The sequence below is a fragment of the Thalassospira lohafexi genome, assembly GCF_002844275.1.
GTDB lineage: Bacteria > Pseudomonadota > Alphaproteobacteria > Rhodospirillales > Thalassospiraceae > Thalassospira > Thalassospira lohafexi.
Window position 1 is genome coordinate 513698 of the sequence record NZ_NXGX01000004.1, and the last position, 17635, is coordinate 531332.

15 protein-coding genes are annotated in these 17635 nt (G+C 54.5%); 8 read left to right on the top strand and 7 right to left on the bottom strand.

All coding sequences use genetic code 11. From position 1 onward, the window contains the following. Positions 1-8: 8 nt before the first annotated feature. Together COO92_RS12160 and COO92_RS12165 are read right to left on the bottom strand one after the other, a co-directional pair. Positions 9-515, bottom strand: coding sequence for a GNAT family N-acetyltransferase (locus COO92_RS12160; RefSeq protein ID WP_101302428.1), 507 nt, complete (start codon positions 513-515; stop codon positions 9-11). 23 nt (positions 516-538) lie between these two features. Next, entirely contained in the window at positions 539-1672 is a 1134-nt protein-coding gene (locus COO92_RS12165) for a type III PLP-dependent enzyme (RefSeq protein WP_101302430.1), read from the bottom strand. Between the two features lie 580 nt (positions 1673-2252). Here COO92_RS12165 and COO92_RS12170 point away from each other — a divergent pair. The 3 genes from COO92_RS12170 (at position 2253) to COO92_RS12180 (ending at position 4647) form a co-directional block, all read left to right on the top strand. Then, entirely contained in the window at positions 2253-3488 is a 1236-nt protein-coding gene (locus tag COO92_RS12170) for an SLC13 family permease (protein WP_101302432.1), read from the top strand. 8 nt (positions 3489-3496) lie between these two features. Beyond that, positions 3497-3910, top strand: coding sequence for a DUF3830 family protein (locus COO92_RS12175; RefSeq protein ID WP_101302433.1), 414 nt, complete (start codon positions 3497-3499; stop codon positions 3908-3910). A 143-nt stretch (positions 3911-4053) separates the two neighbouring features. Beyond that, entirely contained in the window at positions 4054-4647 is a 594-nt protein-coding gene (locus COO92_RS12180) for a DedA family protein (protein WP_101302435.1), read from the top strand. A 63-nt stretch (positions 4648-4710) separates the two neighbouring features. On the opposite strand, the gene COO92_RS12185 is transcribed toward COO92_RS12180, so the two are convergent. From COO92_RS12185 to COO92_RS12205, 5 genes are all read right to left on the bottom strand, one after another. Continuing rightward, a complete protein-coding gene (locus COO92_RS12185) occupies positions 4711-6357 on the bottom strand; it encodes a U32 family peptidase C-terminal domain-containing protein (protein ID WP_101302437.1) in 1647 nt (548 codons plus the stop codon). 283 nt (positions 6358-6640) lie between these two features. Beyond that, the gene (locus COO92_RS12190; protein ID WP_206186403.1) at positions 6641-8161 is read right to left on the bottom strand and encodes an alanine/glycine:cation symporter family protein; all 1521 of its coding nucleotides are present in this window, start codon (positions 8159-8161) and stop codon (positions 6641-6643) included. 37 nt (positions 8162-8198) lie between these two features. After that, entirely contained in the window at positions 8199-8633 is a 435-nt protein-coding gene (locus COO92_RS12195) for a universal stress protein (RefSeq protein ID WP_022732168.1), read from the bottom strand. 349 nt (positions 8634-8982) lie between these two features. Then, on the bottom strand, positions 8983-10212 hold the full coding sequence (locus COO92_RS12200; protein ID WP_101302438.1) for an allantoate amidohydrolase: 1230 nt from the start codon (positions 10210-10212) through the stop codon (positions 8983-8985). A gap of 13 nt (positions 10213-10225) precedes the next feature. Then, positions 10226-10891, bottom strand: coding sequence for a DUF1028 domain-containing protein (locus tag COO92_RS12205; RefSeq protein ID WP_101302440.1), 666 nt, complete (start codon positions 10889-10891; stop codon positions 10226-10228). Between the two features lie 241 nt (positions 10892-11132). Between COO92_RS12205 and COO92_RS12210 the strand changes: the two genes are divergently transcribed. The 5 genes from COO92_RS12210 to COO92_RS12230 all read left to right on the top strand — a co-directional run bounded on the left by COO92_RS12210 (position 11133) and on the right by COO92_RS12230 (position 17600). After that, positions 11133-12701: an ABC transporter substrate-binding protein gene (locus COO92_RS12210; protein ID WP_101302442.1), complete on the top strand. Its 1569-nt coding sequence runs from the start codon at positions 11133-11135 to the stop codon at positions 12699-12701. Between the two features lie 86 nt (positions 12702-12787). Further along, on the top strand, positions 12788-13735 hold the full coding sequence (locus COO92_RS12215) for an ABC transporter permease (protein ID WP_028791526.1): 948 nt from the start codon (positions 12788-12790) through the stop codon (positions 13733-13735). Beyond that, positions 13732-15681: a dipeptide/oligopeptide/nickel ABC transporter permease/ATP-binding protein gene (locus COO92_RS12220; RefSeq protein WP_101302443.1), complete on the top strand. Its 1950-nt coding sequence runs from the start codon at positions 13732-13734 to the stop codon at positions 15679-15681. The genes COO92_RS12215 and COO92_RS12220 overlap by 4 nt, the downstream gene beginning before the upstream one ends. After that, on the top strand, positions 15674-16675 hold the full coding sequence (locus COO92_RS12225) for an ABC transporter ATP-binding protein (RefSeq protein ID WP_101302445.1): 1002 nt from the start codon (positions 15674-15676) through the stop codon (positions 16673-16675). Before COO92_RS12220 ends, COO92_RS12225 begins: the two co-directional genes overlap by 8 nt. A gap of 55 nt (positions 16676-16730) precedes the next feature. After that, on the top strand, positions 16731-17600 hold the full coding sequence (locus tag COO92_RS12230) for a FadR/GntR family transcriptional regulator (RefSeq protein WP_101302446.1): 870 nt from the start codon (positions 16731-16733) through the stop codon (positions 17598-17600). Positions 17601-17635 lie beyond the last annotated feature (35 nt).

Here is a 17635-nt window from a genome sequence, read left to right on the forward strand (position 1 = left end):
TAGTCGGACTAGTGAGCTGTGGCACCGGTTGCGGTCAGCAGCCCTTGCGAACCCGAAAGGGTGTCACCATTGCCCAGATTGATGCCAAGAAACCGGTGGCGATCAAAAGGACCGGGCATCAGAAGTCCATTGGCCGGATCGGCAGTAAAGCCAAATCGAGCATAATAATCCGGGTCGCCAACCAAAAGAACCGACCGGTGGCCAGCCGACTGGGCGGCATTGAGTGCGGCATACATCAGCGCTGCGCCGACACCAGACCCGTTATAGACTTTTTCAACCGCAAGCGGCCCCAGCAACAGCGCAGAACCGCCGTTGCCAGCATCAACATTCCACAACCGGACGGTGCCGATCATGTGGTTGCCGTCAAAGGCAACAAAGGCCAGACCGTCTGCCGGGCGCCGATTCCGGCGCAGCACTTCGGACGATTTGGTAAACCGGGCCTGTCCCATGACGCGGTCGAGCAGGATTTCACGTTCGACGTGGTCAAACTGCCCTTCGCGATCAATCGTGATCATTGTCCTATCGTTCCCAAAAGGGGTCAGATGATATAGGAGGCCAACGGCGCAAAGCCGTTGAACGCCACGGACGCATAGGTGGTGGTGTACGCACCGGTGGCCTCGATCAGAACCTCATCGCCAATCGTCAAGGCAATCGGCAAATCATAAGGTTTCTTTTCATAGAGCACGTCGGCCGAATCACAGGTCGGACCGGCCAAAACGCACGGGGCAACATCGCCACCATCATGGATGGTCGTGATCGGATAGCGGATGGCTTCGTCCATGGTTTCGGCCAAGCCGCCGAATTTACCAATATCGAGATACACCCAGCGTACCGGATCATCGGCATGTTTGCGCGAAATCAGCACCACTTCGGCTTTGATCACGCCCGCATCACCGACCATGCCACGGCCCGGTTCGATGATGGTTTCTGGCATGTGGTTGCCAAAATGGGTGTGAAGCGCGTCAACAATGGCGGTGCCATAGGCCTCGGTTTTCGGAATATCGCGCAGATAACGGGTCGGGAAACCGCCACCCATATTGACCATACGAAGGACAATGCCCTTATCGGCAAGCGTGCGGAAGATCGCGGAGGCTTCGGAAAGGGCGGTATCCCATGCATCAAGATTGCATTGCTGCGATCCGACGTGGAACGATACGCCGTACGCATCCAGACCCATGTGATGGGCATGCTCAAGAACCTCAAGCGCCATGGATGGTGCGCAACCAAATTTGCGCGACAGCGGCCATTCAGCGCCTTCGCCGTCAGTCAGGATGCGGCAGAACACGCGCGATGCCGGAGCAACACGGGCAATCTTTTCGACTTCTTCGACGCAATCAACCGCAAACAAACGCACGCCAAGTTCAAAAGCGCGCGCAATGTCGCGTTCTTTTTTAATCGTATTGCCAAATGAAATGCGTTCAGACGTCGCACCAGCGGCCATCGCCATTTCAATTTCGGCGACCGATGCGGTGTCAAAGTTGCTGCCAAGATCAGCCAGCAGGCTGAGGACTTCCGGTGCCGGGTTGGCCTTAACCGCATAGAAAATGCGGCTATCGGGCAGGGCACGGGTAAAGGTTTCGTAGTTGCGCTGAACCACGTCAAGATCGACAACAAGGCACGGGCCTTCTGGTCGGTTCTGGGCAAGAAAATCAATAATACGCTGCGTTGCCATTGGGGCGTTCTCCCATTCCACGTTATGGCAGCTTGCGGTACCTGATGCGTTTTGGCGCGGTGGAGGCGCGTGACGCGGACTACCTGCAGGCTGAATAAGGTTCCGGTGCCTACCGAAACTTGCGAAGTCTGCCTCGCTATGGATGGGAGTTTCCCGTCCGCACGTGGGCAATGATGGTGTGCCTCTTTAGTGTCGGTGGATTTGGACAACCACCTGAGACCAAAAAAGCCCTACACCGTCGTTGCTTTAAGTAAGTCCTACAGGGTTCTTGAAGTAAGACCACCACAGGCACGTGCGACTTTGGGCAAGTCGCGATTTACGCCCATTGCTTTTTCCACGCAAGTGAAATTTTCACCCGTTTTGTCATGAAACAATCGCAGGATCGTCGAAGAAGTGATGTTGCGGCGCAAAAAATGGCTCAAAAGGCCATTTTCTCGGGTCGTAAGAAGTCGAGTTACTGCATTTTGGTATGGGGCATTGCAATTTGTGCATGAATGCAAAGTCAATTGACCGGTTGAAAATGACGCTGTAGCCATGTTCAAGACCTGTGCGCTGTGCCGTGGTCATCGGGGGATTTCGCATGAACTGGCTGATCGCAGTCGTGTTTATCGGTGTTTATATCGGCATGGCGCTTGGCCGTTGGCCGGGGCTTGCGATTAACCGCACGGGCATTGCCGTGTTCGGGGCGGTGGTCCTTTTACTCAGCGGTGCAATCAGCGGCGAAGGCGCCTTGGCGGCGATTGATTTTGCCACCCTTGCTGTTTTGCTGACATTGATGGTGTTGTCCTCGCAATATGCCGCCAGCGGATTCTTTGACTGGATTGGGGATCGGATTACCAATCTTGGCGGCGGCCCGCGCGGGTTACTGGCCGGGGTGATTGCGGTTTGCGGCATTTTATCAGCGGTAATGACCAATGATGTGGTGGTGTGGGCAGTAACACCGGTTTTGATTTCCGGCGTTGTCGCACGCGGGCTTGATCCCAAACCCTTTGTGATTGCGGTTGTCTGTGCTGCTAATGCCGGATCGGCGGCAACGCTGATTGGTAATCCGCAAAACCTGATGATTGCCGAATTTGGCAATCTGGATTTTGGCAGTTTCCTGATGGTTTGTGGTGTCCCGGCGGTCATTGGGCTTGTCACGGTATATGCCCTGATCCTGCGAAGCCCGATGATGCGCGCCCAGTTGACCGATGGCGGGGGGATGGCACCTAAGCGAAAAGACGCCAATGCGTCCCAACCTGTTTTGGATAAGAAAATCCTGACCAAGGCCGTCGTTGCGACGTTTGCGGTGATTGCGATTTTTGTCTTTGTCGAAGATCGCGCACTTTGGTCGCTTTTGGTCGTAGCTATCCTGCTGCTCAGCCGACGTCTGCCAACCGATCAGGTTTTGGGACGGGTTGATTGGCATTTGCTTGCGCTGTTTTGCGGATTGTTCATCGTGACCGGCGCGATGTCACAGGATGCGGAAATTGCCAAACTGTTTCGCGACATTCTTGTTACCTTGCAGATTGATCATTGGGCTGTGCTGGCTGCGGTTTCGCTTGCCGGATCAAACACCATCGGGAATGTGCCGTTGGTCATGATGTTATTGTCACTTGGCCCGGACTGGAGCCAAAGCATGTTGCATGGCTTGGCCGTTTTTAGCACATTGTCGGGAAATTTCCTGATCGTGGGGTCGGTTGCCAATATCATTGCTGTTGAACAGGCGCAAAAAACCGGAACGGTGATTTCCTTCGCCGAATATGCGCGCCTTGGCGTGCCGATTACACTGATCAGTCTGGCCCTTGCACTGGGCTGGATGGCCTTCATTTCATAGGATTACCGATGACCAAGATCAAAATCACCGCTGGCCCCTTCACCTTTGACGGTGTGCTGGAAACCCAAAAGGCGCCGCAAACCTGCAAGGCCTTTGTTGACCGCATGCCGTTTGAAAGCAAGGCCGTTCATGTCCGCTGGAGCGGCGAGGGGGTGTGGATGCCGTTGGGGGATTATCAGTTTGGCGTTGGTTATGAAAACCACACCAGCTATCCGGCGCCGGGGCAGATCATCCTCTATCCCGGCGGGATCAGTGAAACCGAAATCCTGCTGGCGTACGGCGGGGTGCATTTCGCATCGAAAATGGGCCAGCTTGCCGGGAACCACTTTATCACCGTGACCAGCAATCTCGAAGACCTTGAAAAGCTCGGTAAAATGACGCTTTGGGAAGGGGCCCAGCCGATCAAATTTGAACTGGCGTAAAGCTTGGCCAATGATCCCGTCAGTCTGTCTGGTTTGTTGGTCTTGGGCGGTGGTCTTGACTGAAGTGTGATGTGGCACACTGGTCGAATGGATGGCTGTGCTTTAGAACGCGACACCCCTTTATCAAGCAGGCGAGTGTCGACGTGATAGAAACGATTAATCTGTGGATTCAGGATCATCAGGATCTGGTCTATATCCTGATTTTTACCTATTGCGTCAGCAAAAGCAGCATCTTACCTGTGTTCGTCGGCATTCTGGTCGCATCGGAAAGTCTGCTTTTGGTACCATCATTGACCGCGATGATTGCTGGTGGTTTTGCCGGGGACATGTTGCGCTTTGGGCTGGGGCGGCGCTATGGCGAGGTGATCGTTGCCAAAATGCCAAAGTCCTTTGCCGGTTGGATGGGCAAGACCATGCGCCTGTTTGAACATTATGGCGTCGCCTATATCCTTTTATGTCGTTATCCCAACACCATCCGCATGATCGGGATGTTGCCGGTTGGCATGAGTTCGATGTCGCTGATCCGTTTCTTGCCGCTTAGCACCCTATCCCTTCTGCTTTGGATCGGGATTTACGTCGCACTTGGGTATAGCTTGGGCGCGAGTATGTCCGAACTTCTTGAACATAACCTGATGCTGCTCGGGCCGGTCTTGTTGTTGGTCTTTGTCGCAGTGGGCTGGCTGGCGCTGCGCCGGATTGACAAGCTGGAAGAACGGGCCTTGAAGGCCTCGGAATAGGCAAAACAAAACGGCAGCCTTTTAAAGGCTGCCGTTTTTAATTGGTGCTTAGGGTCGGAATGCTTATTCCGCGGCAATCGTCTTGCCGTCACGCTCCAACATCTCACCCTGTTTGCGTTTGGCAAGGACCTCGCGTGCCTTGGCATAACTGTCATCATGCCAGAAGATCAGGCAACCATTGCAACCCCGGCCACAGCAGCCCTTGGTGCCAACGCGCGGAGTGCGGAACGAACGGTCTTTCTGGCGATCGTCAAGGGCGGTCTGAAGCGCTTCGCGTTTGGCGTCATAGCGCTCTTCGTTGCCCTTGCCCATTTCGATCTTGTGACCTTCCTGATCAAGTTTCATGCGCTGCCATTCGTCTTCGGTCAGCGCCTTTTCCTTGCGGATGATGGTCATCGGCGGGAAGGCGGTGCGCAGATATTCGCGGTCTTCAAGTTCCATCAAATCAAATGGAATGCGCACCAGCGGCTTGTTGCCCGCATGCACGGCTTCGCCGACCTTGCCGGTTTTGGCATCTATGAATTCATACATGCGGATGAAAACGGTTTTACGCCCGCGCGGTGGGACGATTTCAATCACGTCGCCAGCCAGCATGCGGTTTTTGACCGACATGATAAAGGCATCGTCTTCGACGGCTTCGATCTGCCCGGCAAATTCCCAATCGGACACATTGCCCGACGTGTCATAGCCATGCGCATAGTTGGTCAGGCGGCCATCGTGGAAGGCCAGCGTATAGCCCCGGTTCGGGATGGTCGACAGTTCCTTCATATAGGTTTCAGCCGACCAGTTTTCCGGGTCTTCGTACCAGTCATCAATTGCCATGCGGTATGCACGCGCGACCAGACCCGCGTAATAGGCACTTTTGCCACGCCCCTCGACCTTGAGGCTATCGACCCCGATTTTCAGGTAATCTTCAAGCTTCGGCATGATGCACAGATCGCGGGAATTAAGGATGTAGGACCCGCGCTCGTCTTCCTGAATTTCCATCAGCTCACCCGGACGCATTTCTTCTTCAAGGAAGAAATCAAACATCTCAAGGTTTTCTTCGGTCAGGTTGAGTTCCTTGACCGTGCCGTCCTTAAGCTTCATGTGGACTTTGTATTTCCAGCGGCATGAATTGGCACATGCCCCCTGATTGGCGCCACGTTCGGACATAAAGTTCGACAGCAAGCAACGCCCGGAATAGGTCATGCACATCGAGCCATGCACAAAGGCCTCGATTTTGATGTCCTGACATTTGGCACGGATTTCGGTCAGTTCCTCATAGGAAACCTCACGGCCGAGCACGACAAGCTTGGCCCCGATGCTTTGCCAGAATTTGACCGACTGCCAAGAACAGACATTGGCCTGTGTCGATACATGCAAATCAAGTTCTGGCGCATGTTCACGAACAAACATGAAGACGCCCGGATCGGCAACGATCAACCCGTCTGGTTTGACCTTGCGCACGGTATCGACATATTCCGGCAGCTTGTCGATGTCCTTGTTGTGTGAAAACAGGTTCAGCGTCAGATAAACGCGAACGCCATGTTCATGGGCAAATCCGATGCCCTCAACCACATCTTCAAGTGACATCTGGCTTTTGACCCGCAATGACAGGTCCGGCGTGCCCATGTAAACAGCATCTGCGCCATAAAGCACGGCGACTTTCAGCTTTTCGAGCGAGCCTGCGGGCATCAGCAATTCGGAACGGTGCGATTGATTACTCATCACGTGCGGGTCTTTTCTATTGATCGTCTGCGGGAAATCTCTGTGCCTGATCTCTTATCAGGCGTCTCTCATCAAGTAGGGCGCTTCATATCACGAAGCCCCATTCTTGCCGATTAAAATCGCATATTTTCCCGCATTTGCATAGGGAGCCGGCGTGATCAGCAGCCATGACGCCGACGCAGGGCGGTTTGCGGCGTGGCGCATAAAGCCCAAAGTAGAACGCAAAGCACCCCCGCAGAATGTGCGGGGGTGCTACGCATTGGTTCATATCGCAAGAAGGTGCCTATTTGACCTTCTTGATTTCGCCGCGTTCAATCTTGTCCCAATATTGAGTGACCTCGCCGCGCACCACCGACATCAGGAAGTACAGGCCAATGATGTTGGGAATGGCCATGGCAAAGATCATGGAGTCTGAAAAATCAATCACTGGACCAAGGCTCATGGATGCCCCGACGATGACACACAGACAGAAGAACAGCTTGAAAACGATCTCTTTGCCTTTGCCTTCACCAACCAGATAGGTCCAGCCCTTAAGCCCGTAATAGGACCATGACAGCATGGTTGAAAAGGCAAACAGCACAACCGCCAGAGCCAGGATCAACGGGAACCATGTAAAGGCCGATGCAAATGCCGCCGATGTCAGTTCAACCCCGGTCAGGCCGGAACTCAACTCACCACTGATGGTAATGACAAGGGCGGTCATGGTGCAGATCACCACCGTATCAATGAACGGTTCAAGCAGGGCGACATAGCCCTCTGTGATGGGTTCTTTGGTGCGCACCGCCGCGTGGGCAATGGCAGCAGAACCAATGCCCGCTTCGTTGGAGAATGCGGCACGTTTAAAGCCCTGGATCAGCGCGCCAACAACGCCACCGGCAACCCCGGCACCGGTAAAGGCCCCGACGAAGATCTGTGCGAAGGCATCGCCGACCATGCTGATGTTGCTGATGATAATAATCATACCGGCAGTGACGTAAATAACCGCCATTAAGGGCACGATTTTTTCCGTGACCTTGGCGATGGATTTAATGCCGCCAATAATGACAACGCCAACAATGATTGCCATGACAAGACCAAACAACCAGCCAGACCCGGCCAGGAAACTGTTTTCGCCCCCGGTGACATTGACAACCTGCTGAAACGCCTGATTGGCTTGGAACATGTTGCCGCCGCCAATCGCGCCGCCGATACAGCACACCGAAAACAGAATGGCCAATACCTTGCCAAGTCCCGGTCTGCCCTGCTCGGCCAGCCCCTTGGATAGGTAATACATCGGACCACCCGACACCCGGCCATCGGGGTATTCGTTACGGTATTTCACGCCCAGCGTACATTCGGTGAATTTGGATGCCATGCCCAGCAACCCGGCAAGGATCATCCAGAATGTCGCCCCCGGACCGCCAATGGAAACGGCGACGGCCACACCTGCGATATTGCCAAGGCCAACCGTGCCCGAAAGGGCAGTGGCAAGCGCCTGAAAGTGCGATACTTCACCGGCGTCCTCTGGATGGGAATAGTCCCCCTTGACCAGTGAAATGGCGTGGCCGAATTTGCGGAACTGCACAAACCCGAAATACAGGGTGAATATGGTGGCCGCAATCACCAGCCACCCGACAATCAGCGGAAAGGCGGTGCCGGCAACCGGAATCGAATAAAATATGGTCCCGGCGATCACATTTGAAATGGGGGCGATGGCTTGGTTGATTTGTTCGTCGAAACTGGCTTCCTGCGCGGCGGCGACATGTGGCAGAAGGCCAGACATCAGTGCAACGGCGCTTGCCGTGGCTGTCTTTTTCCAAAACATGAAGTTTCTCCGGTTTATCTTTTTTGGTGTGATTGCCTTACGGAACGACCGTGACCGGAACAGGCGATGCCTGCACCAGTGTCAGCGGCAAACTGCCCAGTAACCGCGCACCCAGCGCGGAACCGCCTTTACGACCAAGAATGATCTGCGATGCGTTCTTTTCTTTTGCGATCGCACAGATCAGCTCGCCGGAATGGCCGTATCGGACCTCCGAAGTCACCGGAACTTTTAGTTTGGCAAGAGCGTCGAGCGCGGGCTTGAGTGTTTCCTCTGCGCGCGACAATTCTTCTGTACGGCGTTGATGTCGTTCTTCCAGTTCCTTTGTTGAAAGGAAGCTGTATGGGGACCACTCAAGAACAAAAACCAGATGAACGGCACAGCCTACGGCTGCTGCGCGTTGACCGGCAAATTCTGCGGCACGTTGTGCTGCATCAGTTCCGTCGTAGCCTACGAGTATCGGCTGGTCGGTCATGTGCTTCTCCTGATCAGAGACGAATTTGTCAGGTAGATTCTCCCACGGCACGCAATGCAAAAATCGTTCTTTTGCACCTTGTCGCGATGGTCAATGACGGCAGGACGACGGTTTCCCCGATATGCATTCCCACACCGCCAGTTGAGGCGACACAAAACAAAGGATACATAAAAATGAAATAATTTCGCTAAAAAGTTGATTTAAAGGTATTTCGTATGTGCTTAGGATTGGGCTTTCCGGGGCCAAAACAAAATAAAACGCGCCGAAATGAACTCGACGCGTCGTAAAATACTGTCTGTTTATCGAAAAAGAGTGGGAAGAACCGGCCGTGTTTGACCGATGACTTGCCCTACAGGCCCTTCATCGGGCCAACCATTTGCAGGAAATCGATCAATACGGCTGCTGCGACATCGGCATCCTCTGGCGTGATGGCTTCGTTCGGATGATGGCTGAGCCCGTCGCGGCAACGAACAAACAGCATACCGATGTCACACAGATCATGCATCGCCAGTCCATCATGGCCCGCCCCGCTAAACAGGCGATGGGGTGAAATACCCTGTTCACCAATGGCCTGACCCAAACCATTCATGATCCAGTCGGCACATTTAACACCTTCTGCTTCATAGGTTTGATCCGCCGATATTTCGACCCGGCGGTTACGTGCAATGTTGGGCAGGGCCGACAGAATCTGTCCCCGGCCATTGACCCGTACGATGCGTTCCGGTGCGCGCAGCTCAATCGTCAAATCGACATGATCAGGAATGACATTGACCGCATTTGGCGTGACATCGATTTTGCCAACCACACCAACCATCCCTTCGGTCGCGCTGCAAATGCCTTCGACCTGATGGATGACATCGGCGGCAGCAACCAACGCATCATGACGGTCATGCATCGGGGTGGTTCCGGCATGGCTTGCCTTGCCCTGAATACGCACGCGGTGGCGTTCGATCCCGGTCAGGGCCGTGACCACACCAACCGGCAGGTCCATTTTTTCAAGAACCGGCCCCTGTTCGATATGGACTTCGACAAAGCCCAGCACATTCTTGCGGTCCCGCTTAAGGGTGGGGATGTCATCGGGATTGCAGCCAAAAGCCTTAAGCGCGTCGGCGACAGTGATGTCCTGATCATCGGTGGCATCGAGTGCCTTGGGATCGAACGTCCCGGCAAGGGCGCGTGACCCGACAAGGGTGGATTGAAAACGCGTGCCTTCTTCATCGCCAAAGGCAACAACTTCGATGCCAAACGGCAATTCAATGCCGGTTTTTAAAAGGTGCTCAATCACCGCAATCGGCAGGGCAACGCCGAGCATTCCATCATATTTCCCGCCAGACACGACCGTGTCCTGATGCGAGCCAAGGATCAGGGTTGGGGCACCAGAAAGGGCCTTGGCATCGCGGCCAACGATATTGCCTGCCGCGTCAATTTCACTGGTTAGGCCGGCTTTGGTCACCCAGTCGCGGATCAACGGGGTTACCGCGCGGTGTTCGTCACTTAGAAACAGGCGGGTCACACCGGGGCCGGGTTGGCTGTGGCGGGCGGCGTCTTCGAGACGGTCAAAGATCAGTTGGCCAAGCATAATGATTGGAACCTTAGTACTGGTGGGGCGTGTCAGGGGTCGGCAGTCGGTCAAAAAAGCTACGATATTCAGGATCGCGGGTCATGTCGTAAAGGCGCTGTAATTCCGCGATTGGATCGGCATGATCATCGACGCGCAGATCAAGCGGCAAGGCATTTGGATAGACGACCTTGATCATCGCCGATGTTGTGCCACGTACATCCCCGCCAGCATCAAACCCGGCAACAAGGGATTCCAGCAAGCACAGATCAAACCGTTGCGATGTTTGCGCCATGGCATGGAAACGGTCGCGCATCACGCTTGGCACATTGGGATGGGCCAGCATATTACCACCCAGTACAAGGTCGCGTTCAACAAGATGGGTGGTTTCAGGGCGGTTTTTTTCGCCGGTCCAGGCCGCCGTTTCGCCGTTGTCATCAAGCACCAGCAATTGCCGCCATTGGCGACCATCATCGGCATTTATCAGCTCATCACGCACCGAATCGGCCCGTTTGCCGGATTCAAGCAAGGTTAGACCGTTAATCCCGTACCAGTAATTGGTGGAAAATCCCTGCGTCGCAATCACGCCGATACCGGGTTTTAGATGCGGGACAAAGCCACCCACGGCCAGATTTCCCGTTGCACTGGCAATGCCCAGTGCATTGGTTTTCGGGTCTCTGGCGACGATTGTGTAAGTCATGTTTCCTGCCTGTGTCCCAGCTTAGCACGATGGCGGTCTGGAAATTTATTATGATAAATAATTGCCGAATTCGAATTTATCATTATAAATAGGTTTTGCAACCGTCACATCCGAACGCATCGACAACGGGTTCGGAAAACGGGAAACGTCGTTAAAAAAAAGAACACCACAAAAGCGGTGCGTTGTCGGTCGGTTCGGTTTGAACCGGGGTAACAGGAAGGTTTCAACAAGGGAGGCTTGAATGAAAAGCCTGTTTAAAGGGGCGCTGACAGCAGCCGCCCTCGCGGTTTGTGCATTCGGGTTCGGCCACGCCGAAGCCCAGACCCCACCAGGTGTCCTGGTGGTGGGTCAGATTGCAGAACCCAAATCACTTGATCCGGCGGCAGTGACCGCTGTGAACGATTTTCGTATTTTGATGAATGTCTATGATGGTCTGGTCCGTTACAAGGATGGCACGCTTGAAGTTGAGCCCGCCTTGGCCGAAAGCTGGACTATCTCTGATGACGGGACGGTGTATACGTTCAAGCTGCGCGATGGGGTGACATTCCATGACGGCACCCCGTTCAATGCCGAGGCGGTGAAATACAATTTTGACCGTATGCTTGACGAAAACCATCCCCAACATGACACCGGCCCGTTCCCATTGGCGTTTTTCTTTAGTGCTGTGGAAACGATTGATGTCGTGGACGACCTGACGGTCAAATTTACGCTTAATGCGCCTTATGCGCCGTTTCTGTCCAACCTTGCCTATCCGACCGGCCTGATCGTTTCACCGGAAGCCGTGAAGGAATTTGGTGCGGATTACGGTCGTCATCCGGTGGGTACAGGCCCGTTCAAATTTGCCGAATGGGAAAGCAATGCCAAGGTCGTTGTCGTGCGCAACGATGACTATTGGGAAGATGTCGCCAAGCTTGAGGCGGTTGTGTTCCGTCCGATCACGGATGCCAATACCCGTGTGGCGGAACTGATGGCCGGGGGCATTGATCTGATGGTCGAAGTGCCGCCAGATAGCCTGACGCAGCTATCGGGTGACGACAATTTCAGTGTCTATGAACAGGCCGGACCGCATCTTTGGTTCCTTATTCTGAACATGAAAGAAGGCCCGTTCAAAGACAAGAAAGTCCGTCAGGCGATCAACTATGCGATTGATAAAAAGGCATTGGTTGAAAACGTCCTTCAGGGCACGGCCGAAATTGCGACGGGGCCAACCCCACCTGCATTTGCATGGGCCTATAATGAACAGCTTCAGCCTTATCCCCATGATATCGAAAAGGCAAAACAGCTGATCAAGGAAGCCGGTGCCGAAGGTGAGAAAGTGACCTTCTATGTCACCGAAGGCGGTTCCGGCATGCTTGATCCGATCCCGATGGGGGCGGCCATTCAGGCGGACCTTGCGCAGATCGGTCTAACCGTTGCGATCGAGACATACGAATGGAACACCTTCCTTGGTAAGGTGAACCCGGGTCTTGAAGGCAAGGCGGATATGGCGGAAATGGCCTGGATGACCAATGATCCAGACACCTTGCCATATCTGGCATTGCGCACCGATGCGTGGCCCGACAAGGGCGGGTTTAATTCCGGGTATTATTCCAACCCCGAAGTCGACAAACTTCTTGAAGCTGCACGTTCGTCCACCGATCAGGCTGAACGGGCCAAGCTGTACCGCGAAATGCAGGAAATCGTTTATGACGATGCCCCGTGGGCCTTTATCGCGAACTGGAAGCAAAACGCCGTTTCAAGCACCATGGTTGATGGTTTTAAATTGCAGCCATCCTTCTTCCTGCTGCTAGATGATGTCGTGAAGAACTGATCTGATCTTTGATGCCGGGGCGGGCTGTTCTTGCCCCGGCGTTTTTATTTTCCGCATTTCCCGCACATCAACGGACGAGCCGCGCCATGCACGTCTATATCCTGCGTCGATTGATCCTGATGATCCCGGTTTTACTGGGTCTGACAGTGATTGTTTTTCTGATTATGTCGTTGATCCCCGGTGATCCGGCACTTGCGATCCTTGGATCCTATGCCACGCCAGAGAACGTCGCAAAATTGCGCGCCGATCTTGGGTTGGACAAATCCATGGTCGAACAATACTGGATCTGGCTGACCAATATGGTTCAGGGCGATTTTGGGCGATCCTACAGCCTGAACCGTCCGGTTCTCGATGAAATTCTTGAACGGTTCGGCGCGACATTGATTTTAGCAGGAACCGCCCTTGTTCTATGTACGATCTTTGGTCTGTTGACCGGGGTTGTCTCGGCCGTGCGTCAATATGGCTGGGCGGATAAGACGCTGACCTTTGCGGTTTTGATCGGGATTTCCATTCCAAGTTTCTGGCTTGGTCTGTTGTTGATGATGTTTTTTGCCGTTGAATTGCGGTGGCTGCCGGTCAGTGGCATGTACGCCATTTACGGCGGTGGTGATTTACCCGATTTGATTCGGCATCTGATTTTGCCATCGGTCACCTTGGCCGTGGTGGCGACCGGGATTATTGCCCGGCTGACACGATCCAACATGCTTGAAGTGCTGCGTCAGGATTTCATCCGCACGGCACGGGCCAAGGGGCTTGATGAAAACCGGGTGATTTATCGTCACGCGTTCAAGGCGGCCCTGGTCAATGTCATTCCGGTGATCGGGGTGCAGGCGGGCTTTGTTCTGGGCGGGGCGGTCTATATTGAAACCGTGTTCCAGTGGCCCGGTATTGGCCGCATGCTGGTCAATGCGATTTCAACGCGCGATATCCTGCTGGTACAGGGCGGGGTGGTTCTGGTCGCGGGCAGTTACGTTCTGTTTAACCTGTTTGCCGATGTCATCCAGCATCTGCTTGATCCAAGGGTGAAGGCATGACCAGTACCGCCGTGACAGGCCCAAATTCAAATCCTCATACCAATGCAAAAAAGCGATCCGCGCGCCCCTCGGCGTTCAAGCTTTTGGCGCGTAACCAGCTTGCCCTGATGGGGGCGGTGATTTTGGCGTTGGTGGTTTTAATTGTTATTATAACACCGATCCTGCCGCTGCCCGATCCGGATGCCACGGACCCGGCTCAGCGTTTGTTGCGCCCCCTTGCCGATGGGCATTTTCTGGGCACCGACCATCTGGGTCGTGATTTGCTGTCCCGGTTAATTTGGGGCACGCGGGTCAGCCTGGCGGTCGGGATTTCGGCATCCCTTGTTGCTGCGCTGTTTGGCTCGGTCATCGGGATTGTCTCTGGCTATTTTGGCGGGCGTACCGATAACATCATGATGCGCGGCATTGATATGCTGATGGCCTTCCCTTACATCCTGCTGGCTTTGGCGATTGTTGCCGCCCTTGGTCCGGGGTTGATGAATGCGCTTTATGCGATTGCGGTGGTCAATATTCCGTTCTTTGCCCGTAACATCCGCGGTGTGACCGTCGGGATTGCGCACCGCGAATTTGTCGATGCGGCCAAACTTTCGGGCAAAGGACATATCCGGATTATCCTGACAGAAATCCTGCCCAATGTGATGCCGGTGATTGTGATTACGATCTCGACCACGGTCGGCTGGATGATCCTTGAAACGGCGGGGTTAAGCTTCCTTGGTCTGGGCGCACAGCCGCCACAGGCCGACCTTGGGTCGATGCTGGGCGAAGGGCGGAAACTGATCACGACCGCGATGCATCTGTCGGCCATTCCCGGTGCGATGATCTTTGTTCTGGTGATGAGCATCAATTTGTTGGGTGATGGCATTCGCGATGTGCTCGACCCGCGTTTGAAATCGGGTGCATTGGCACGTCCTGCACCACTGACCCGCATTGACCGGACGGACGAGGGGGCAGGCACAACTTATCCCGATGACACGGTTCTGGCGGTCGATGAGTTGCGCACCGAATTTGTTCTGGGCGATGACAGCTATAAGGCGGTCGGCGGGGTCAGTTTCCATGTCGGCAAAAACGAATGCGTTGGTTTGGTCGGGGAGTCTGGTTCAGGAAAATCGGTTACCGCATTGTCGCTTTTGGGGCTGGTTGCCTCACCGCCCGGCACGATTGTTGGCGGGCGGGTGATGTTTGATGGCAAGGATGTCTATGGCATGTCGGAAGACGACGTGCGCGACATTCGCGGCGGTAAAGCGGCCTATGTTTTTCAGGACCCGTTATCGACCCTGCATCCGTTGTTTTCCATCGGCGATCAACTGGTCGAAGCCATTCGGGCGCATAATGCTGTTAGCTATAAGGATGCGTGGGCCAAGGCGGTTGAGTTGCTTGGCATGGTGCGCATTCCCAATCCGCAAAGCCGGGCTGATAACTATCCTCATCAATTGTCGGGCGGGATGCGCCAGCGCGTTGGTATTGCAATGGCGCTTGCCAATGAACCGCGCCTGATCATTGCCGATGAGCCGACCACGGCCCTTGATGTGACGGTACAGGCGCAGATTTTGAAATTGATGAACAACCTGCGCAATGATCACGGCACGTCGGTGTTGTTCATTACCCATGATTTTGGCGTGGTATCGGAAATCTGTGACCGGGTGGCGGTGATGTATGCCGGACGGATTGTTGAAATGGGCACGACAGAGCAAGTGCTTCATCATCCGGCCCATCCCTATACCAAGCGGTTGATTGATTGTGTGCCGCGTTTGGGCGAACCCGACCGTCGGACGTCTGCCATTCCGGGATTGCCGCCAGCGGTTAATAATCTGCCGGCCGGATGTGCCTTTGCCGATCGTTGTGACCGGGTCGAGGAAGCATGTCGGGTTGGCTCAATTGCCTTTGATGATCTTGGTAATGGCCATGGTGTGCGCTGTATCAAACCGATGGAGGGTGCAGATGTCTGATGCGTCTCATGTTTCTGATGTCGTTTTGCAAACCCGCGATCTGGTGCGGACGTTCGGTGGTGGCCGGACCCTGTTTGGCGGGCAAAAGCCAACCGTCTATGCCGTGCGTGGTATAGACGTCGCGGTGCGTAAGGGCGAAACCCTTGGCATTGTTGGGGAATCAGGGTGCGGAAAATCGACATTGGCCAGGATGTTGGTTGGGCTGGATCGCCCGACAGAGGGCAATATCACCCTGACCGGATCGGATATGAACGATCTGATTGCGCATGATCGTCATGCGTTGTCACGGCGCATTCAATATGTGTTTCAGGATCCGATCAGTTCGCTTAATCCGCGTAAATTGATCCGTGAAACGCTGGCCGGACCGTTGCGGTATCTGCGTGGGCTTTCGGGGGAGGATCTGAACAAGCGACTGGCGGAATTGATGGATGCGGTCAATCTGCGACCGGAATTTCTGGATCGTTATCCGCATGAGTTTTCTGGCGGGCAGGCGCAGCGGGTTGGCATTGCGCGGGCGTTGGCCGCAGAACCGGAAATCATTGTTCTGGATGAACCGGTTTCGGCACTTGATGTGTCGGTTCAGGCACAGGTGCTGAACCTTTTGGCCGATCTTAAAAAGAAATTTGGCCTGACATATGTTTTCATCAGCCATGATTTATCCGTGGTCGAAGCGGTCAGTGACCGGGTGGCCGTGATGTATTTCGGGCGCGTCGTCGAACAGGCAAAAGGCCGTGCGCTGTTTGACAAACCCCTGCACCCCTATACCCGTTTGCTGCTTGATAGCGCGCCGGTGCCGGGCAAGCGCGGGTTGACGGTTGAGGATGCCAGTGCCGAACTGCCCGACCCATTGGCCCCGCCGCCCGGATGTGCCTTTGCCCCGCGCTGTCCACGTGCGCAGGATGATTGCGTTGCCAAGGTGCCCGATGCGCAATATGGCCTCGAAAATCATGACGCGGCATGTTTCCATCCGCTCAATCCGGTGACATCGGCCTAAAATAAACTAATATGTGCCCGATCAATTACCTTCAGGGCGCGACAGGGAAAACAGGATGACCAAAAACCCGATCAAGGGTCCGTTAAAAGATATGGAGCTTACGACGCGACCGCGAAAACGCGACCGTAAACGGCCCGATATCATTGCCGATGCGCTGAAAGATTACATCGCGCAAAAGGGTCTGCGCCCCGGTGCGCGCTTGCCGCAGGAAGCGGACCTGATCGCGTTGTTAGGCGCATCGAAAGGCACGGTGCGCGAAGCGCTGAAATCCATGGAAACCCAAGGCATCATCACCACCCGTACCGGTCCGGGGGGCGGGGCATTTATCGACAGCGTGTCGGAGGGGCGTGCGGTTGAGCTTTTGTCGAATTACTTCTTTTTCAAGAACCTTTCGATCCGCGATATCTATGAATTGCGGATATTGCTGGAACCGGAGATGGCCGCAGCCTGCATCGGGCATTTGTCCGAGGATGATTTTCAGCGTCTTGAAGAAGTCATGACATGGTACGCAAGCCACCCGCAATCCATCGAAGAAGCCCGCCGCCAACGCCATAAGGAACTTGAGTTTCATCTGGTGCTGGTGGAGCTGTGCCCCAATCCGCTGTTGTCGTTTTTCTGTCGGTTCATGATTGATCTTTTGATGAATTTGACCGTGTGCAAAAAAATCTATGATCAGCCCAACACCGAATTGCGCGAAACGGGCCGAAACTATCAATTCCGTCTGATCGAAGCCCTGCGCAACGGGGATGGTGAAACCGCACGTGCGGTAACCTATCAGCACATGTGCGCGGCCCAGCGTTTGATGGAAGAACAGGAAGCGGTGGTTGAAAACCGGTTTCTGCGCGTTGGCAATATTGATCTGCCGCGCGATTTACCGCCCAGTGCGGAATTACGTGCCCTTTCGGGTATTGCCACCAAACACTAAGTCTTCTCTACGCTCTCTCAACACGCCATTCAGGA

Bases quoted from the DNA above. Each gene is read 5' to 3' on its own strand.
- COO92_RS12165 (WP_101302430.1), bottom strand. From the start codon at position 1,672: ATGGCAACGCAGCGTATTATTGATTTTCTTGCCCAGAACCGACCAGAA.
- COO92_RS12220 (WP_101302443.1), top strand. From the start codon at position 13,732: ATGACCAGTACCGCCGTGACAGGCCCAAATTCAAATCCTCATACCAAT.
- COO92_RS12175 (WP_101302433.1), top strand. From the start codon at position 3,497: ATGACCAAGATCAAAATCACCGCTGGCCCCTTCACCTTTGACGGTGTG.
- COO92_RS12230 (WP_101302446.1), top strand. From the start codon at position 16,731: ATGACCAAAAACCCGATCAAGGGTCCGTTAAAAGATATGGAGCTTACG.
- COO92_RS12215 (WP_028791526.1), top strand. From the start codon at position 12,788: ATGCACGTCTATATCCTGCGTCGATTGATCCTGATGATCCCGGTTTTA.
- COO92_RS12185 (WP_101302437.1), bottom strand. From the start codon at position 6,357: ATGAGTAATCAATCGCACCGTTCCGAATTGCTGATGCCCGCAGGCTCG.
- COO92_RS12200 (WP_101302438.1), bottom strand. From the start codon at position 10,212: ATGCTTGGCCAACTGATCTTTGACCGTCTCGAAGACGCCGCCCGCCAC.
- COO92_RS12170 (WP_101302432.1), top strand. From the start codon at position 2,253: ATGAACTGGCTGATCGCAGTCGTGTTTATCGGTGTTTATATCGGCATG.
- COO92_RS12160 (WP_101302428.1), bottom strand. From the start codon at position 515: ATGATCACGATTGATCGCGAAGGGCAGTTTGACCACGTCGAACGTGAA.
- COO92_RS12205 (WP_101302440.1), bottom strand. From the start codon at position 10,891: ATGACTTACACAATCGTCGCCAGAGACCCGAAAACCAATGCACTGGGC.
- COO92_RS12210 (WP_101302442.1), top strand. From the start codon at position 11,133: ATGAAAAGCCTGTTTAAAGGGGCGCTGACAGCAGCCGCCCTCGCGGTT.
- COO92_RS12225 (WP_101302445.1), top strand. From the start codon at position 15,674: ATGTCTGATGCGTCTCATGTTTCTGATGTCGTTTTGCAAACCCGCGAT.
- COO92_RS12190 (WP_206186403.1), bottom strand. From the start codon at position 8,161: ATGTTTTGGAAAAAGACAGCCACGGCAAGCGCCGTTGCACTGATGTCT.
- COO92_RS12195 (WP_022732168.1), bottom strand. From the start codon at position 8,633: ATGACCGACCAGCCGATACTCGTAGGCTACGACGGAACTGATGCAGCA.